The sequence below is a fragment of the Pseudomonas mucoides genome (genome assembly GCF_015461845.1).
GTDB classification, from domain to species: domain Bacteria; phylum Pseudomonadota; class Gammaproteobacteria; order Pseudomonadales; family Pseudomonadaceae; genus Aquipseudomonas; species Aquipseudomonas mucoides.
Map to the genome: position 1 here is coordinate 380,081 of NZ_JACOPW010000001.1, position 14,400 is coordinate 394,480.

General features: G+C 57.4%; 15 protein-coding genes. 9 read left to right on the plus strand and 6 right to left on the minus strand.

Translation table 11 applies throughout. The features are described from left to right. Positions 1-17 precede the first annotated feature (17 nt). The 5 genes from H8F22_RS01850 to H8F22_RS01870 all read left to right on the plus strand — a co-directional run bounded on the left by H8F22_RS01850 (position 18) and on the right by H8F22_RS01870 (position 2,698). The gene (locus H8F22_RS01850; protein WP_027921343.1) at positions 18-443 is read left to right on the plus strand and encodes a DUF6896 domain-containing protein; all 426 of its coding nucleotides are present in this window, start codon (positions 18-20) and stop codon (positions 441-443) included. Between the two features lie 327 nt (positions 444-770). Further along, complete coding sequence (locus H8F22_RS01855; protein WP_027921344.1) at positions 771-1,241, plus strand: hypothetical protein; 471 nt, start codon at positions 771-773, stop codon at positions 1,239-1,241. A gap of 62 nt (positions 1,242-1,303) precedes the next feature. After that, positions 1,304-2,032, plus strand: a complete 729-nt coding sequence (locus H8F22_RS01860; protein ID WP_032833366.1) for a hypothetical protein — start codon at positions 1,304-1,306, stop codon at positions 2,030-2,032. A gap of 103 nt (positions 2,033-2,135) precedes the next feature. After that, positions 2,136-2,411 carry a DUF6124 family protein gene (locus H8F22_RS01865; RefSeq protein WP_027921345.1) on the plus strand — a complete coding sequence of 92 codons (276 nt, stop codon included), beginning with the start codon at positions 2,136-2,138 and terminating at the stop codon, positions 2,409-2,411. 17 nt (positions 2,412-2,428) lie between these two features. Further along, positions 2,429-2,698: a hypothetical protein gene (locus H8F22_RS01870; RefSeq protein WP_194939698.1), complete on the plus strand. Its 270-nt coding sequence runs from the start codon at positions 2,429-2,431 to the stop codon at positions 2,696-2,698. Positions 2,699-3,019: 321 nt separating this feature from the next. Here H8F22_RS01870 and H8F22_RS01875 read toward each other — a convergent pair whose 3' ends face one another. The 6 genes from H8F22_RS01875 to H8F22_RS01900 all read right to left on the minus strand — a co-directional run bounded on the left by H8F22_RS01875 (position 3,020) and on the right by H8F22_RS01900 (position 10,206). Then, positions 3,020-3,607, minus strand: coding sequence for a hypothetical protein (locus H8F22_RS01875; protein ID WP_194939699.1), 588 nt, complete (start codon positions 3,605-3,607; stop codon positions 3,020-3,022). Positions 3,608-3,817: 210 nt separating this feature from the next. Beyond that, the gene (locus H8F22_RS01880) at positions 3,818-4,060 is read right to left on the minus strand and encodes a hypothetical protein (RefSeq protein WP_027921348.1); all 243 of its coding nucleotides are present in this window, start codon (positions 4,058-4,060) and stop codon (positions 3,818-3,820) included. Between the two features lie 62 nt (positions 4,061-4,122). Next, entirely contained in the window at positions 4,123-5,187 is a 1,065-nt protein-coding gene (locus H8F22_RS01885; protein WP_194939700.1) for a lipocalin-like domain-containing protein, read from the minus strand. Next, the gene (locus H8F22_RS01890; RefSeq protein WP_194939701.1) at positions 5,177-7,648 is read right to left on the minus strand and encodes an ABC transporter permease; all 2,472 of its coding nucleotides are present in this window, start codon (positions 7,646-7,648) and stop codon (positions 5,177-5,179) included. The genes H8F22_RS01885 and H8F22_RS01890 overlap by 11 nt, the downstream gene beginning before the upstream one ends. A gap of 1 nt (position 7,649) precedes the next feature. Further along, positions 7,650-8,318: an ABC transporter ATP-binding protein gene (locus tag H8F22_RS01895; RefSeq protein ID WP_059181110.1), complete on the minus strand. Its 669-nt coding sequence runs from the start codon at positions 8,316-8,318 to the stop codon at positions 7,650-7,652. A 190-nt stretch (positions 8,319-8,508) separates the two neighbouring features. Then, on the minus strand, positions 8,509-10,206 hold the full coding sequence (locus H8F22_RS01900) for a sulfatase-like hydrolase/transferase (RefSeq protein ID WP_194939702.1): 1,698 nt from the start codon (positions 10,204-10,206) through the stop codon (positions 8,509-8,511). A gap of 388 nt (positions 10,207-10,594) precedes the next feature. Between H8F22_RS01900 and H8F22_RS01905 the strand changes: the two genes are divergently transcribed. The 4 genes from H8F22_RS01905 to H8F22_RS01920 are packed head-to-tail and all read left to right on the plus strand — an operon-like array spanning position 10,595 to position 14,393. Continuing rightward, positions 10,595-11,947 carry a UDP-glucose dehydrogenase family protein gene (locus H8F22_RS01905; RefSeq protein ID WP_027921353.1) on the plus strand — a complete coding sequence of 451 codons (1,353 nt, stop codon included), beginning with the start codon at positions 10,595-10,597 and terminating at the stop codon, positions 11,945-11,947. Further along, on the plus strand, positions 11,944-13,002 hold the full coding sequence (locus H8F22_RS01910) for an NAD-dependent epimerase (protein WP_194939703.1): 1,059 nt from the start codon (positions 11,944-11,946) through the stop codon (positions 13,000-13,002). Before H8F22_RS01905 ends, H8F22_RS01910 begins: the two co-directional genes overlap by 4 nt. Further along, the gene (locus H8F22_RS01915) at positions 12,999-13,745 is read left to right on the plus strand and encodes a sugar transferase (RefSeq protein WP_027921355.1); all 747 of its coding nucleotides are present in this window, start codon (positions 12,999-13,001) and stop codon (positions 13,743-13,745) included. The genes H8F22_RS01910 and H8F22_RS01915 overlap by 4 nt, the downstream gene beginning before the upstream one ends. Next, complete coding sequence (locus H8F22_RS01920) at positions 13,746-14,393, plus strand: CpsD/CapB family tyrosine-protein kinase (RefSeq protein WP_027921356.1); 648 nt, start codon at positions 13,746-13,748, stop codon at positions 14,391-14,393. Positions 14,394-14,400: the final 7 nt, after the last annotated feature.

Here is a 14,400-nt window from a genome sequence, read left to right on the forward strand (position 1 = left end):
CTGGAGCGTCCTAGAAGATGAAGAACATAGAGCTTGAGTCATTAATTTTCGATTTTTTAACCGCTGCTGAGGATTCACTAGTATTACTCGAAAGGAAATTCGGCTCGAGATCTCTCCTAGCGTTATGGCGTGAAAAAAAAATCGAGCAACGCGGAGAATTAAGCCCTGGTATAAGCTACCAACTTCATGGCAGAGGTTGCATGATCGAATACCCAGAATTCTGTATAGATTTCGACTACGGCCCTAACGAAAGAACAAATGGATTTGACGCATGGCGGCTTTACAATTACGCATGCGAATTCCCAGAAAAACACCAAAAATACACAGACCTAAAAATAGTTGAAGCAGAACTCAACCAATACGCACAGATAAAAAAAATCAAAAAAATTGACAATTCGAGTTCCGATTTATATTTTTTAGAACACAACCAACAGCCCCTATAGCCAACTAAAAAACAAAGGGGACAAAGTAAAAAAAGGCGAACAAAAATGGGACGGATTTATTTTTACGAAAGAAAATAAATCCGTCCCCTTTTCATTACCGGAAGTCTACACATAACGGCCGAATTAATATCTAATGAAGAAGATGGTTGTGGCGCACTGAAGCTAGGCGACGCCATCATACTAATCTCATTGAATAAAACAAATCAGTCTCTACCTGTATTTGTAGACATTCTCGAAGGAAGCAGCTCTGATTGGATCTGAAAAAATCAATCACGGAGCGGACATGAATAAACTTTTGAGCCAATTTGATGACTGGGAACAACTTCAATGATCAGCAATTTTGAAAAAGCGTTAAACAGAGATGAATTCCCAGAATACTTCAGAGGTATCGGCATTTATTTCACAAAAGATCCTGACTGGGGAACTCAGTTACACATCATTAACTGGCAAGGACTTTGCGGCTTTCTCAAGACACAAAAAAATCCAGCGTCAGTTCTAAAAAATGCATTTGAAAAATACGTAACGACTGTAAAAAGCACCGTAGAAGACGCGAACGATCTTCTCGAAAATATAGGGTGCTATTACTACATGCGAAAAAAAGCCCCAGTTTTATCGGAAGATGGATTTGACCTAATCAGGGATATGTCTAGCAAGGAAAAACTGACAATATCTAAATGTATGGAATTCCTGCGCCAAGAAATAAACAAAACGACGAACGCACAGGACATCGAGATTTACAACAGGCGACTATCAAAGCTGATTAATGATGGCGGACCAACTGATTTAGAGAATCTTTAACAATAAAGATCTCCGAAAAAGCGGTTAAATAGACGGATTTATTTCATGACGGGAGCCTACCGATGCCTTATTCCGAACTGAAAAATGCAATTCAGCGTGCCGGCTTCACCATTAACGAATTCTCGGACCAGCGAGTATTTTTCGGCTGCTGGTCACTCACTGTCGAAGGTTATGGACAAAGCTACTTGATCGTCAACGAAGGACGTGAGGGTTGGATGATGTTCTATCTTAAGGAATCAGGTGGGGCATTTATTGAGCTGGATAAAAAAGAATCTGCCTGGATGGACGACATTGACAGGGCGACCCAATGCCTTATCTGGCTTTCCGGCTCCCGCCTACCTCAGGAGTCCAAGGTCCGAAATTATTACGTAATTGCCGAAAAGGATCTTGTACCGGAGCTCCCCCATAGTTCTGAGTGGCCAAAGTTGATCGGGTATTGTTACGCCGATGACTATTTTCTTTTTTTTGAAGGCAAGGGACATGGACTGGGTGGATCTGCTGTCCCAGCTCACAAGGCCAATAATGCTGAATGGTTGAAACTTTTCTCTGCGTTAAATGCAGAGTGGTTCTTAGAGTTACTGGAAACTTCCCGGTTCGCGTCGGAAGAAGCATTTACCCTGGCACTGACCGCCAAAATTGGCTTAAAAAAAGGGGACGGATTTATTTTTACGAAAGAAAATAAATCCGTCCCCTTTTCATTCAAGAAAATAAATCCGTCCCCTTTTCACTTTTGCAAGAAAATAAATCCGTCCCCTTTTCATTCCTTTTCATTCCCCCACTCCCCCAGATAACCTCCCCCAGCCGCTGCAACCTCAGCGACCGGTTTTGACAGACCGAACACGATCAAGGCATGCAAATGCCGCTTTGCGGCTCCGTCCCTACAGGAGCTTCACCATGAAAAAATGTCCACCCGATTCCATCGACCCAATCGATCTCAGCCAAGCCACCCAACGCACCATCAGCGCCCGCCTCCGAGATCCGAACACCCCCGACCCCATCAGCCACGTCCTCACCACCGACCTGGCCTGCAAACTCGAAGGCTCACACCGCAGCCTCGCGCTATCAATCCAGCAGCTGGCGGTAGTAGGCGAATTGTTGGTGAACCGTGCGCTGGACAATCTCGACCCTCCTGGCGACGCATCCGAAGCCCCCCAAAGCACCCAATCTTGAGAGAAGGAGGCCCAACCATGGCTCGATACATGCCCATCACCGGCATCGACTGCCTGATCCCTTCCCTGCTGATTGATACGGAAGCGCCTCTCGATGTGTTGCACGACACAGCCGCCTACCGAATCCGCAGCGTCACCCAACTGGTGGAAACTCTATCCTTGGGTGATTCGCTCAAAGCCGACATCGCGCTACTTCAGGACTTAGCCCGGGTAATTGCAATTCCACTGCGCGACGGCTGCGACTTGCTGGACGTTATTGGCAGACGCTTACAAAAACACACCGCATAAAAAAACGGGCGATCATACGATCGCCCGTTTTTTATATATATTCATTGCCAACACTTCAAAGGAAGGTGTCCGCCCAGTGCGATGGCCTCGGCATTCCATGCACTGGTAAAGAGCCGTGACACTGGGCGAACGGGGGCATTTTAATAGAAGTTTTCGAATATGTCCGCTTAGCGAACATGAAATTTTCAAACACAATGTTTAACAAAATGTCGGTTGCAATACTATTTAAACCGCCACCAAAACTCACCACCTAGAACATTAAAACTGATTGTTCTTGTACAAAAAACTTATACAAGAACAATCATTTTATAGAGTCAATACTCAGCTTTTAGGGGTGTGAGTATGCACTTGCAGGATGTCTGTGTAGGTGACGACAACGGTTTGACCGACTTTCAGGTCTTTGAGTTTGGCTTGAACTTCCGGTCTTACGATGTCAACCGTTTTGGATTTACCCTTCGGACCTTCGAAGGTCACCTGGTTTTTCTTCAGGTCGATGTGGGTGATTTTCAGCTGAACTTCAACCTGGCGGTAAGCTTCACCAGCCGGTTTGGCGGAACCTGGCGCTGCGCGAACGTCGCCCGTGCGTTCGGCGGAGCCTGGCAGGGCCTTCGAGACGTCGGTATCGAGGTAGGCCGCTTCGGCGTGAACGACTTTGATATCGACTTGATCGCCGGCTTTCAAGTTGCCAAGGTTTTTCGCCTTGTCGGTCAGTTGTACAGAAACTTCTTTACCTTCAGGCCCTTTGAGCACGACTTGATGGTTTGCGGCGTCGACCGAGACGACGGTGGCGGTGGTCTGATCCTCTAACACGACGCCAGCCAGCGGGATATCGGCAGCCATGGCGCCGAGGCTGACAGCGGACAGCAAGGTAGCGAGGGTGATGGCTTTGGTCAGTGCATGGAGTTTCATAGGCGATACATTCCTTGGTAATAAAGGGCAGCAGACCGCTCTGGCACAGGCGTCAGCGCGATGTGTGCAAATGAGCATAGACGGTCTTCAAAGAGTTTTTGCAGTTTCTTGCCCAGAGGGCTCGTTGTGGTCGGTGCTTTTTCCACTTTCCTTGCGCCAAGTCAGCCAAGTGTCTTGTAAGGCATCACTTTCTCGTTCGTTGGGGCTGCCTCAGGCTTCAGGATCATCGACTTCCTGGGCGACGTTCACGGCCGGCGAGTCTTTGTGCGATTGCTCGGCCCTGGCCTTCAAGTCTTGCCACTGCTGGAGGTCGATGGCGCCCTGCCCCAGCAAGTCGTCGGCCACCCGCAGCAGTTCGGCGTAATGGGCGTCGGGGGATTGTTGCCAGTAGGCTTTGTCGTCGAACAGGCGCTGCCATGAGGCAAGGTCTGGCGGTTTGAGGTCGTCGCTCATGGTGGGCTCCAGTGAACGGGCTTGTTAACGTAGGAGGACGTCGATCAGCCGAGAGTTCCGCCTCAATAACCGGTCATTTCCAGATAGCCCTGCCCGGCATGGCTGCCGCTCAGTTGCACCGGCCCCTCCCAGTAAGGAATACGCAAATCCATCCATGCGTTGGGGTTGAGGGCGTTGAGGGTGATATCGAGGTGCTTGCCGGGGATTTTGATCGACCAGCGCACGGGCATCGTACGGCCAGCAACTTTGGCGGTGTCTTGCGGTGTGAGGCGGATGTCGTCGGCGTGCAGTTGCTGAGTCTGCCCCTCGGCGTCGATCCAGGTGCCGGTGAGGTAAGGCGCGCCGTTCTTGTTGCGCATGCGGTAGAGCATCACCTGCTCGCCGCTGTCGAGGTGCAGGGAAAACCAGTCCCAACCGGTCTGGTTGGCAGTCAGTGGCTGGCTGCTCCATTCGCGGTCGAGCCAGGCCGGGCCGCTGACTTGGTAGGTTTTACCGTCGATGTCCAGCGAGCCACTGGCCTGAAAAAACGGCTGGCTGTAGTAATACGACGCCTGGCCCTGTTCGGACTTCTGGCTGAAACCTTTATCACGCTGCAGCACCAGCGGCCGCGTGGATGTCAGCCGAAGCTGGTAACCGAAAGCCTTGTCCCGCGCACTGAGTTGAAGATCCGCTAAAGGATCAGATCCCTGACTGCTGAAACGCCAGTCATCGATCCACGCATTGAACGGCGCCACGCTCACGCCCGCCTGACCGACGCCGCCGCGGGCGTAGCGTTCGGCCGCGTGATGCACCGTCGCCGAAGTCACGGCCGCGTGCCCCAGCCAGATCGTCTGGTTAGCCCAGCCAGCCACTTCGGGCGCTGCTTTCAAGGCGCTGCGAAAGAGCGTCCATTGCACGCCGAATTCACGGCCCTGCGCGTCCTTGAGGTTGGCGGTGACGTACCACCACTCGATGCGATAACCGTCATGGGGCCCGTGATCCGCCGGGAAGCTGAACACACGACCGGGCACCACCGGAGTAAACGTTGCCGCCTCGCCCCCGAGACCGGCGAAGCCTTTCTCGACAGGTGTGGAGTTGTCGCAGCCACTCAATAGAATGACCAGCAGCAAGCCGAGCTTAATCCTCATGAGCAAACGTCCTCAGCAGGTCCGCCGGTTGCGTGCGATACAGCGAATACAACGGCCACGCCGAGGCCAGTAACGTCGCGAACAACGCCAGCCCCATCAACTGCAACAGTTGCATCGGAAATACCCGCAATGGCAGGCGCCAGCCGAACGCCTGGACGTTGATCACCGCATCCAGGCACCACGCCAGCGCGATCCCCAGCGGCAACGCCAGCACCAGCGTCAACACTGCCAGCAGCCAGGTTTGCCCGAGGTTGAGCAGCATCAATTGCCGACGCGTCACGCCCAGCGCCCACAGCGGCGCCAACTGCCCGAGGCGGCTTTGGCTTTGGGTCAGCAGGCTGATGAACAACGCCACGCCCGCCACACACAGGGTCAGGCTGTTGAGCGCGGCCGTGGCGGCGAAAGTGCGTTCGAACACTTGCGTCGACCAGCCCTTGAGCCGCGCCTGATCGACGATGCGGTTGTCGTCGAGCGCGAAACGCGCCTGCAACGCGCTGACAAACGCCGGGATCAATGCCGGCTCGATGCGCAGATTAAATCGGTTGGGCGCCTGCTGTGGCCAGCCGTGCAGCAGATGGTTGACGTTAACCAGCAAGTGGCCCTTGGGGTTGCCGTAATCGGCGTAGATCCCGACGATGCGCGGCGACCACGGGCCGCCTGGGGTGGGAATCGTCAGGTGATCACCGAGACGTACCTTCAGGCGTCGGGCCAATTGCTCGCTGAGCATCAGCGCGTCGTCCTTCGCCAGTCGATCCCACGGGTTGTCACCCAAGGACTCCAGCAGCGGCCAATGCTGGCGATAGGTCGGGTGATCGATCACGCCAAAAATATCCGCCGGCCAGCCCTGCAACTGGATCGACACCTGCCAGCTGGGCAGCACCGCCGAGAGTTGCGGTTGCTGTTTGAGCCAGGTGTTCAGCTCGCGGGACTGCGCCGGGGTTTGCGGATTGACGTAGAGCTCGGCGGTCAGGCGTTGTTCGAGCCAGTTGCTGAATGTCTCGCGGAAACCGGCGGTCATGCTGCCGGCGCCGATGTTGGCCGCCAACGCCAACAGCAACGCCATCAAGGCCAGGCTCAGGGCCGGCAGTTGCTGACGGCAATCGGCGATAAACCATTGGCCGAGCACCGAATGGCTGCGCTGCAAAACCAGGTGGAGCACGGCATTGAGCAACACCGGCAGCGCCAGTGCGGCACCGAGCAACAGCGCCGCCATCAGCACAAATCCGCTGGCCAGGCTGTCGCCCCAGATCAAAGCGCTAAGCGCAATCACCGCCGCCGTCGCCGCCACCCAACCCTGGCGCCGCAACCAGCGTGCGTGGGCCTGATGCCAGGCTTGTGGATCGGCCAATGCCAGCAACGGCAAACGCGCCGCCCGCAGCAGGCTGTTGGCACCGGCCAGCAATGCACCGAGCAGACTCAGGCCGATACCGCTGAGCCACCACCACGAGCTGAGGCTCAACTGCCCCGCCACTTCAGCGCCATACAAGCCGCGCAGGCTGGCGGCGACATCCGGCAACAGCACGCTGGCCAACAGGTAGCCGCTGACCACACCGGCGAGGCCACCCACCAGCGCCAAACCGCCAAGTTCAACCGCCAGACAGGTGATGAGCATGCGCGCGCTGACGCCACAGGCGCGCAGGGTCCTGAGCAGGCCTCGGCGTTGTTCCAGTGCCAGGCCAATGGCTGCATGGACGATGAACAGGCCGACCACGAACGACAGAAAGCCCAAGGCATCGAGGTTCAGGTGAAAGCTCTCGGTCAGGCGCGCGAGATTGTTCTCCTCACCGCTTGTCTTGAGCTGGAGTTGATCCTTGAACGCGTCGGGTAACGCAGCGCTGAAATCCTTCGGCAACAGCAAGCGCGACAGTTGATCCGGCAGACCGAGAATCTGCTGGGCGAAGCCGATGTCCACCAGCAACACACCGGGGGCCATGTCGGTTTGTGCGTGCAGCGGTGGCAGAGGCTCACCGCTCGAACTCAGCGGACGCTCACCTTCCTGCAAGCCCAGGGTTTGCAGGGTCTGCGGCGAGATCCAGGTGCTGCCCGGCGCACTGAAAAACTCAACAACCTGTTCAATCGGCAACGCCTGCCCCGCCACGGATGAGCCGGCCGGCAGCGACACCGGTTCAATGCCCATCAACTGCAAGCGCTGCTCTTTATGGCCCTTGAGCGTCACCCGTCCTTGCAGCACCGGCGACACCGGCCACCCGGCACGGCGCAAGTCGACAAACAACGCCTGAGAAAACGTCCCGCCACCGGGCGCGCTGAGGCTGGCTTGTGGTTCGCCGCCGATCAATTGACTGGCCCGTGCGTAGCTTTCCCGCGCCTGACTGTTCAACGCCTGCACGCCCGTGAGCAAACTGGTGGCGAGCCACAACCCCGTCAGCACGCTGAAAAATTGCACTGGGTGCTGCCGCCAATGGCTCAGCAGTGCCCGTAACGTCTCGCGAAAAACCCGCACCTCAGCGCTCGTCCGCGCCAACCAGGCGGCCACCGTGCAACACCACTTTTTCCGCCAGCCGCGCAGCCACCCGTGGGCTGTGCGTGACCATCAATAACGTGGTGGACGTGTCGTCGAGCAATTCCAGGAGCAGCTTCAACACTTCGTCGCTGGTGGCTTCGTCGAGGCTGCCGGTGGGTTCGTCGGCCAGCAGCAATTTCGGCTGCGAAGCCAATGCGCGGCCCAGTGCGACGCGCTGCTGTTGGCCGCCGGACAGTTGCTCGGGATAGCGTCGCAGCACATCGCTCAGCCCCAGGCGTTGCACCAGATGCGCCTGCCAGCGCGGGTCATGCCGCCCTGCCAGCCGCGCCTGAAACGCCAGGTTGTCCTCGACCCGCAGGCTGCCGATCAGGTTGAATTGCTGGAACACCAGGCCGATTTCGGTACGCCGCCAGTGGGCCAGTTGCCCTTCGCTCATCTGCTCCAGCCGATGCTCACCGCTGCGGATGCTGCCCCGGTCGACCTTGTCCAGCCCGGCAATCAGGTGCAGCAACGTGCTTTTGCCGCTGCCTGACTCGCCCATCAACGCCAGGCTACTGCCGGGTTTCAGGATCAGGTCGACGCCTTGCAGCACCGGTAGCAGGCCTTGCGGGGTGGCGTAGCTTTTGAAGACGCCTTGGACCTGAAGCATGGGCAATTCCGTGAAGAAGCGTGAGGCAAGGATAGTGTATCGGACGCGGTGGGCTCAGCCTTCAGATCACGGGTGAATGGGCGACGCCATCGCGAGCAGGCTCACTCCCACAGGGGGGGTTGTGTACACCGCAAATCCAATCTGGGAGCGAGCCTGCTCGCGAAAAGGCCCGCCCAGACAACAACAAAATTTACTGCCCCACCGCCACACTCGTCGGCGTCTGAGACGGCGTCACAATGCTCTCCAAATCAATATGCTTCCACTCCGGCTTCGCCCCCAGCCGCGCATTGAACCGATAATTGAACGTAAACTCATCAGCCGTCGACACACTCAACGGTTTTCCGTAAAGCGCCTCAACCCCCGCCAGGTCATACCCCATCAACTGCAACAACGTCGGGAAGATGTTGTAGTGGCTGGAGCGATCTTTGTTCGCGGCCAATTGCGCGGACCAGTCCAAAGTCTTCAACCCGCTGCCCTGAATCACCACCAGCGGCACCAATCCCTCTTCTTCCACCGGGTCACCGCCGCAATGGGTATTGAGCCCGGGATTGCCCCGTTCATGAAGGTCTTGCCCGTGGTCCGAGGTGTAGATCAACAGCGCATTGCTCAAATCAGCCTGGGCGAACACCCGTGAGAAAAACTCCCCGACGTTCCACAGCAAGGTGTTCTTGTAGGCATTGCGGTACAACACCCAGTCATCCGGCTGACCGTTAAACCCGTCACGCTTTCCGGTATCGGCCACTTCGACAAACTGCCCGCGCGGCAAGGTCGGACGGTACGCCATGAACCCGTCCGGGTATTTATCGTGAACCGGAAAATGCGCGCCGACCTTGTTGATCACCACCAATTCCGGCTTGCCGTCATTGAGCAGGTCAACCAGTTTGGCCGCCGCCGCCATGTCGCGATCACGCACGCTGGTCTGGTCGAATTGCACGAACTCGTCGATGTCCTTTTTCTCGGCATCGTTCATCAGGTTCTGCAGGTTGCCGCCGGTGCGCTGAGCATCGATGTAAACGGTGCGCAGACCGGCCTTCCTGGCGTACTGCCAGATCGACGGCATCGTCGTGTTGATGCGCATGTAGTCGGCACGGGTACCGCCGTAGCGCAACGTGACGTTGGTGTCGGCGCTGCAATTGGCAATCGAGGCGGCATACCCGTAGTTGAAAATATCGACACCCGGGCGCGGCTCCTTGAGGTTGCTGTGCACACCGAACGGCGCGTTGATGTCCAGGTAGTTGCCGGAAATGCTCTCGTCGATGATCAACACGATGTCGTGGCCCACCGGTACGTCGTTACGCGCCAGGCTCACCGGCTCACGCGGGCCGACGGTGTTGTGCAGGGCTTCATAGGTAAACAGGTTCAGGTAGGCCAGCGGCGTGTACATGATCGGCAAGCCCCGGGCGCCCTCGCCGGCCCGCACGAACAACACCGCACTCAGCAGCAGCACCCCAAGCACCGGCGCTGCCACCATCAATGCACCGGGTAGCGGCATGCGCCGACGCGGTTTGAGGCCGATGCCGAACAACAGCAGCATGCCGCCGAGCAGGCCACTGATGATTGCATCACGGTACTGGTAGATCGCTTCCTGGATGAAGCCGCCCGAATACACCAGCGACACGAAGCTGCTGTAGGTCAGGTAATCAGCCGTGACCCGCGTATAGACATCGAAAAACACCGCCGACACGAACATCACCAGGGCGAACAGATGGCGGACCAGCGTCTGCCGGATGTACGCCGTCATAAACAGCGCCACCGTCAGCGCGATAAACATGCCGCCGAAAAGAAGCACCGGAAAACCGATGCCCATCGCACTTAAACGTTCGAGGTAATAGTCGTAGTTCTTAAGTAAATAGAGAACTAACAGTACTTCTTTGAGATATCGAATCATTCTCTTTAGGTACTCATGAAGGGCTTTTGGCCAATAGATTGTCGGCCATTTTTTGACACTAGCACCCGGCCATCAAAGCGCAAGAATTGTCGGACTTTTACGCAAAGCGTCAAAAAAACGTTGACTCAAATCTGACACACTTGTGGGGAAAATTCCCCGGACTTTCAAGGCACTAGACCGTCCATCGTTTTCTTCAGGTCCTTAAAAACCCCTCAAAACCGCGACAAATCCAGCACCGACAAGCACTTGATGGCATTTGGCCCCCAAAATGGGGGTTTGGCTACCACAAGAGAATGTCATTTTGCTGACACGCTTTCCCAACGCTGGGCTATACCCCTTTTGACAGTCTTATTTTCGTTATCTCAACCGTCTTACGAGGCACGCCAATATGGACGTGAGCGTATTTGGTACGGGCTATGTTGGCCTGATACAAGCAGCGGCACTGGCCGATGTCGGACATCGCGTCCTGTGTGTCGACATTGATCCAAATAAAATAAAACAACTGCAACAAGCAGTGCCACCGATCAGCGAACCGGGGCTTTCCAGCACGCTGGAAGAGAACATCAAGGCCGGTCGGCTGCTGTTTACCACCCAGGCCAGCGATGCGGTCGAACACGCCGAGCTGATTTTCATCGCCGTGGGCACGCCCGCCGATGAAGACGGTTCCGCTGACCTCAGCCATGTGCTGAGTGTCGCCCGCCAGATCGCCAACCATATGGAGGCCGATCGCACCTTCATCATCAAGTCCACCGTACCGGTCGGTACCGCGGACCAGGTGGCTGCCGCCGCCAACGAAGAACTCAAGCGCCGTGGCAAGAGCGCGCTGAATGTGCGGGTGGTGTCCAACCCGGAGTTTCTCAAGGAAGGCAGTGCCCTGGCCGATTGCATGCGCCCGGACCGGATCATCGTCGGCACGCTCGACGATGAAGCCCGCAGCCAGATGAGCGAACTCTACGCGCCGTTCTGCCGCAACCATGAAAAGCTCATGTTCATGGACAACCGCAGCGCCGAGCTGACCAAGTACGCCGCCAACGCCATGCTCGCCACGCGCATCAGTTTCATGAATGAACTGGCCAACCTCACCGAACTGCTGGGGGCTGACATCGAAGCGGTGCGCCGGGGCATCGGTTCCGACCCGCGCATCGGTTACCACTTTATCTACCCAGGCTGCGGCTTCGGTGGCTCGTGCTTCCCCAAAGACCTGCGCGCCCTGCTGCACACCGCCGAACAAAATGGCATGCCGCTGCGCCTGTTGCGCAGTGTCACCGACGTCAACGACACCCAGCGCCACATTCTCTTCGGCAAGCTCAAGGCACAATTCCCGAATGGACTGGCCGGTAAATCCATCGCGATCTGGGGCCTGGCGTTCAAACCCAACACCGATGACATGCGCGAAGCGCCCAGCCGTTACCTGATGGAAGCCCTGTGGGCCGAAGGCGCGACGGTACAGGCCTATGATCCGGAAGCCATGTCCGAATGCCGGCGTCTCTACGGTTATCGCAAAGACCTGCATTTATGCGCCACCCGCGACGACACCCTGGAAGATGCGGATGCGCTGGTGATCTGCACCGAGTGGAAGAACTTCCGCGTGGTCGACTTCGACCTGCTGGCGAGCAAATTGCGTTCGCGGGTGATCGTCGACGGTCGCAACCTGTACAACCCGGAGCACGTCGCTGCCGCCGGCTTGCACTACAGCGGTATCGGTTTGCGACACATTGCACCCGAGGCGCCGCGCCCATGAAGATCCTCGTCACCGGAGCGGCCGGTTTTATTGGTGCCCATTGCGTGTTGCGGTTGTTGCGCGACGGGCACCAGGTGTTCGGCCTCGATAACTTCAACGATTACTACGACCCGCAACTCAAGCGCGATCGCGTCGATTGGGTGCAGGAGCAGGTCGGCCCTTTCCAGCTCGCAACGGTGGACCTGGCCGATACGTCGGCCATCGAAGCCCTGTTCGCCCGTGAAAAACCCGAGGTGGTGATCCACCTCGCCGCCCAGGCCGGGGTGCGTTACTCACTGGAGAATCCTCGGGCCTACCTCGACAGCAACTTGAGCGGTTTCCTCAACATTCTCGAAAGCTGCCGCCGGCACCCGGTTCAACACCTCATCTACGCCTCGTCCAGTTCGGTGTACGGCGCCAACCAGCACACGCCGTACTCCGTGCAGGACGGCGTCAATCACCCGCTCTCGCTGTATGCCGCGACCAAGAAAGCCAATGAACTGATGGCCCACAGCTACAGCCACCTGTTTGGCATTGCCTGCACCGGGCTGCGGTTTTTCACGGTGTACGGGCCCTGGGGCCGGCCCGACATGTCGCCAATCCAGTTCGCCCGCGCCATCGCCGAGGGCCAGCCGCTGAAGCTGTTCAACTACGGCCAGCATCAGCGCGACTTCACTTACATCGACGACATCATCGAAAGCATCGCCCGTCTGATCGATCGCCCACCGCAGGCCAACGCTGAATGGGACCGCGAGCAACCGGACCCGGCCAGCAGCATGGCGCCGTGGCGCATTTACAACATTGGCGGCCAGCACCCGGTGGAACTCAAGGACTACCTGGCACTGCTGGAAAAACACCTTGGTCAACAGGCCATCGTCGAGTTGCTGCCCTTGCAGCCGGGCGACGTCCTCAATACCTGCGCCGACGCCAGTGACCTGGCGCGGGCTACCGGATTTCAGCCTTGTATCGAGCTGGATGAAGGACTCGGGCGTTTCATCGCCTGGTTCCGCGATTACTACCAACTGCCTATCGCCCACGCGCCGCTTGCGGCTGAACTTCAGCGGAGGACTCTATGACTGGACATGAAAAAGGTGTGCCCCTCAAACAAATGCGCAGGGACAAACGCCTCGATCCCGAGCACCGGATTCGCATGGATGCGGCTATTCACATGCAGGGGCGTGGCTGGATGACTGGCCGTGACGGCGGTCGACCCTGGACGTTGTCACGCACCAACCGGGTGGTCGCCTGCCTCGGTGCGTTGATGATCTTGGTGTTGATTTCGCCGGTACTGCTGGGCCTGGCGCTGGCGATCAAGTTCAGCAGCCCGGGGCCGGTGATGTTCGTGCAGAAACGCACCGGCTACCGCGGTCGCGCCTTCGGCATGTACAAATTCCGCACCATGGTGGCCAACGCCGAGGAGCTCAAAGAGTCCCTGCGACACTTGAACAAGCATGGCGCCGACGCCATCGACTTCAAGATCGACAAGGACCCGCGCATCACCGGCATCGGTGGATTCCTGCGGCGCAGTAGCCTGGATGAGCTGCCAAACCTGATCAATGTAGTGACCGGCGACATGCGCCTGGTGGGCCCACGGCCTACTTCGTTCAACGCCTACCGCTACAAGGATAACCACCTCGCACGCCTGAGCATCTACCCCGGCATGACCGGCCTGTGGCAGATCTCCGGGCGCAGCAATATCGACTTCGACCAGCGCGTTGAGTTGGATCTCAGCTATATCGCCGAGCAGAGCCTCTTGCTTGATCTGAAGATCCTGTTGAAAACCCCCTTCAAAGTATTCAGCGGCCACGGAGCGAGTTAAATGGACGGTTCATCAACCAAAAGCCTGAGTATCGCCAACCCGAGCGAGTCCAACCTGACTTCGACCGTGCTGGATCAAGATCTGCGGATCCTACTGCTGACCGCCGCCAACCCCGGCGCGGGCACCACCACCAGCGCGCTGGCACTGGCCAGTCAACTGGCCCAGATGAGCAGCGGCCAGGTGCTGCTGGTCGACGCCAGCCAGTCCTCGAACAACCTCACGCAGCAACTGGGGTTGACCAAGGAACGCGGCTTTCGCGACTTGATGTTCAACAACCAGAGCCCACCGATGCTGCAGGACTGTGTGGTGAACGTCGCCAGCCTGCCCTTCGACATTTTGCCCAACGGCCGTTATGCCCGCGGCAATGAACACCTGACTGCCGAAAGCATGAGCCCGTTGCTCGATCAGCTCGGCAGCCAGTATCGCTTTGTGGTGATCGACGCCGACGCGGTGTATTCCGCCGCCGACACCCTGGTCATCAGCACGCAGGTGGACGGCGTGATCATGGTCGTGCGCGCGGAAGACACCCGCTGGGAAGTGGCACAAGCCGCGGTCCAGCGCCTGACCCAGGCCGGCGCAAAAATGGTCGGCAGCGTGTTCAACCGTCGCAAGTACTACATGCCGAAATGGCTGTACAAAAACCTGTAAGCAACCA

What these genes read in the sequence shown, in the direction of transcription:
- H8F22_RS01850 (WP_027921343.1), top strand. Translation starts at nt 18, where the DNA reads ATGAAGAACATAGAGCTTGAGTCATTAATTTTCGATTTTTTAACCGCT.
- H8F22_RS01855 (WP_027921344.1), top strand. Translation starts at nt 771, where the DNA reads ATGATCAGCAATTTTGAAAAAGCGTTAAACAGAGATGAATTCCCAGAA.
- H8F22_RS01860 (WP_032833366.1), top strand. Translation starts at nt 1,304, where the DNA reads ATGCCTTATTCCGAACTGAAAAATGCAATTCAGCGTGCCGGCTTCACC.
- H8F22_RS01865 (WP_027921345.1), top strand. Translation starts at nt 2,136, where the DNA reads ATGAAAAAATGTCCACCCGATTCCATCGACCCAATCGATCTCAGCCAA.
- H8F22_RS01870 (WP_194939698.1), top strand. Translation starts at nt 2,429, where the DNA reads ATGGCTCGATACATGCCCATCACCGGCATCGACTGCCTGATCCCTTCC.
- H8F22_RS01875 (WP_194939699.1), bottom strand. Translation starts at nt 3,607, where the DNA reads ATGAAACTCCATGCACTGACCAAAGCCATCACCCTCGCTACCTTGCTG.
- H8F22_RS01880 (WP_027921348.1), bottom strand. Translation starts at nt 4,060, where the DNA reads ATGAGCGACGACCTCAAACCGCCAGACCTTGCCTCATGGCAGCGCCTG.
- H8F22_RS01885 (WP_194939700.1), bottom strand. Translation starts at nt 5,187, where the DNA reads ATGAGGATTAAGCTCGGCTTGCTGCTGGTCATTCTATTGAGTGGCTGC.
- H8F22_RS01895 (WP_059181110.1), bottom strand. Translation starts at nt 8,318, where the DNA reads ATGCTTCAGGTCCAAGGCGTCTTCAAAAGCTACGCCACCCCGCAAGGC.
- H8F22_RS01900 (WP_194939702.1), bottom strand. Translation starts at nt 10,206, where the DNA reads ATGATTCGATATCTCAAAGAAGTACTGTTAGTTCTCTATTTACTTAAG.
- H8F22_RS01905 (WP_027921353.1), top strand. Translation starts at nt 10,595, where the DNA reads ATGGACGTGAGCGTATTTGGTACGGGCTATGTTGGCCTGATACAAGCA.
- H8F22_RS01910 (WP_194939703.1), top strand. Translation starts at nt 11,944, where the DNA reads ATGAAGATCCTCGTCACCGGAGCGGCCGGTTTTATTGGTGCCCATTGC.
- H8F22_RS01915 (WP_027921355.1), top strand. Translation starts at nt 12,999, where the DNA reads ATGACTGGACATGAAAAAGGTGTGCCCCTCAAACAAATGCGCAGGGAC.
- H8F22_RS01920 (WP_027921356.1), top strand. Translation starts at nt 13,746, where the DNA reads ATGGACGGTTCATCAACCAAAAGCCTGAGTATCGCCAACCCGAGCGAG.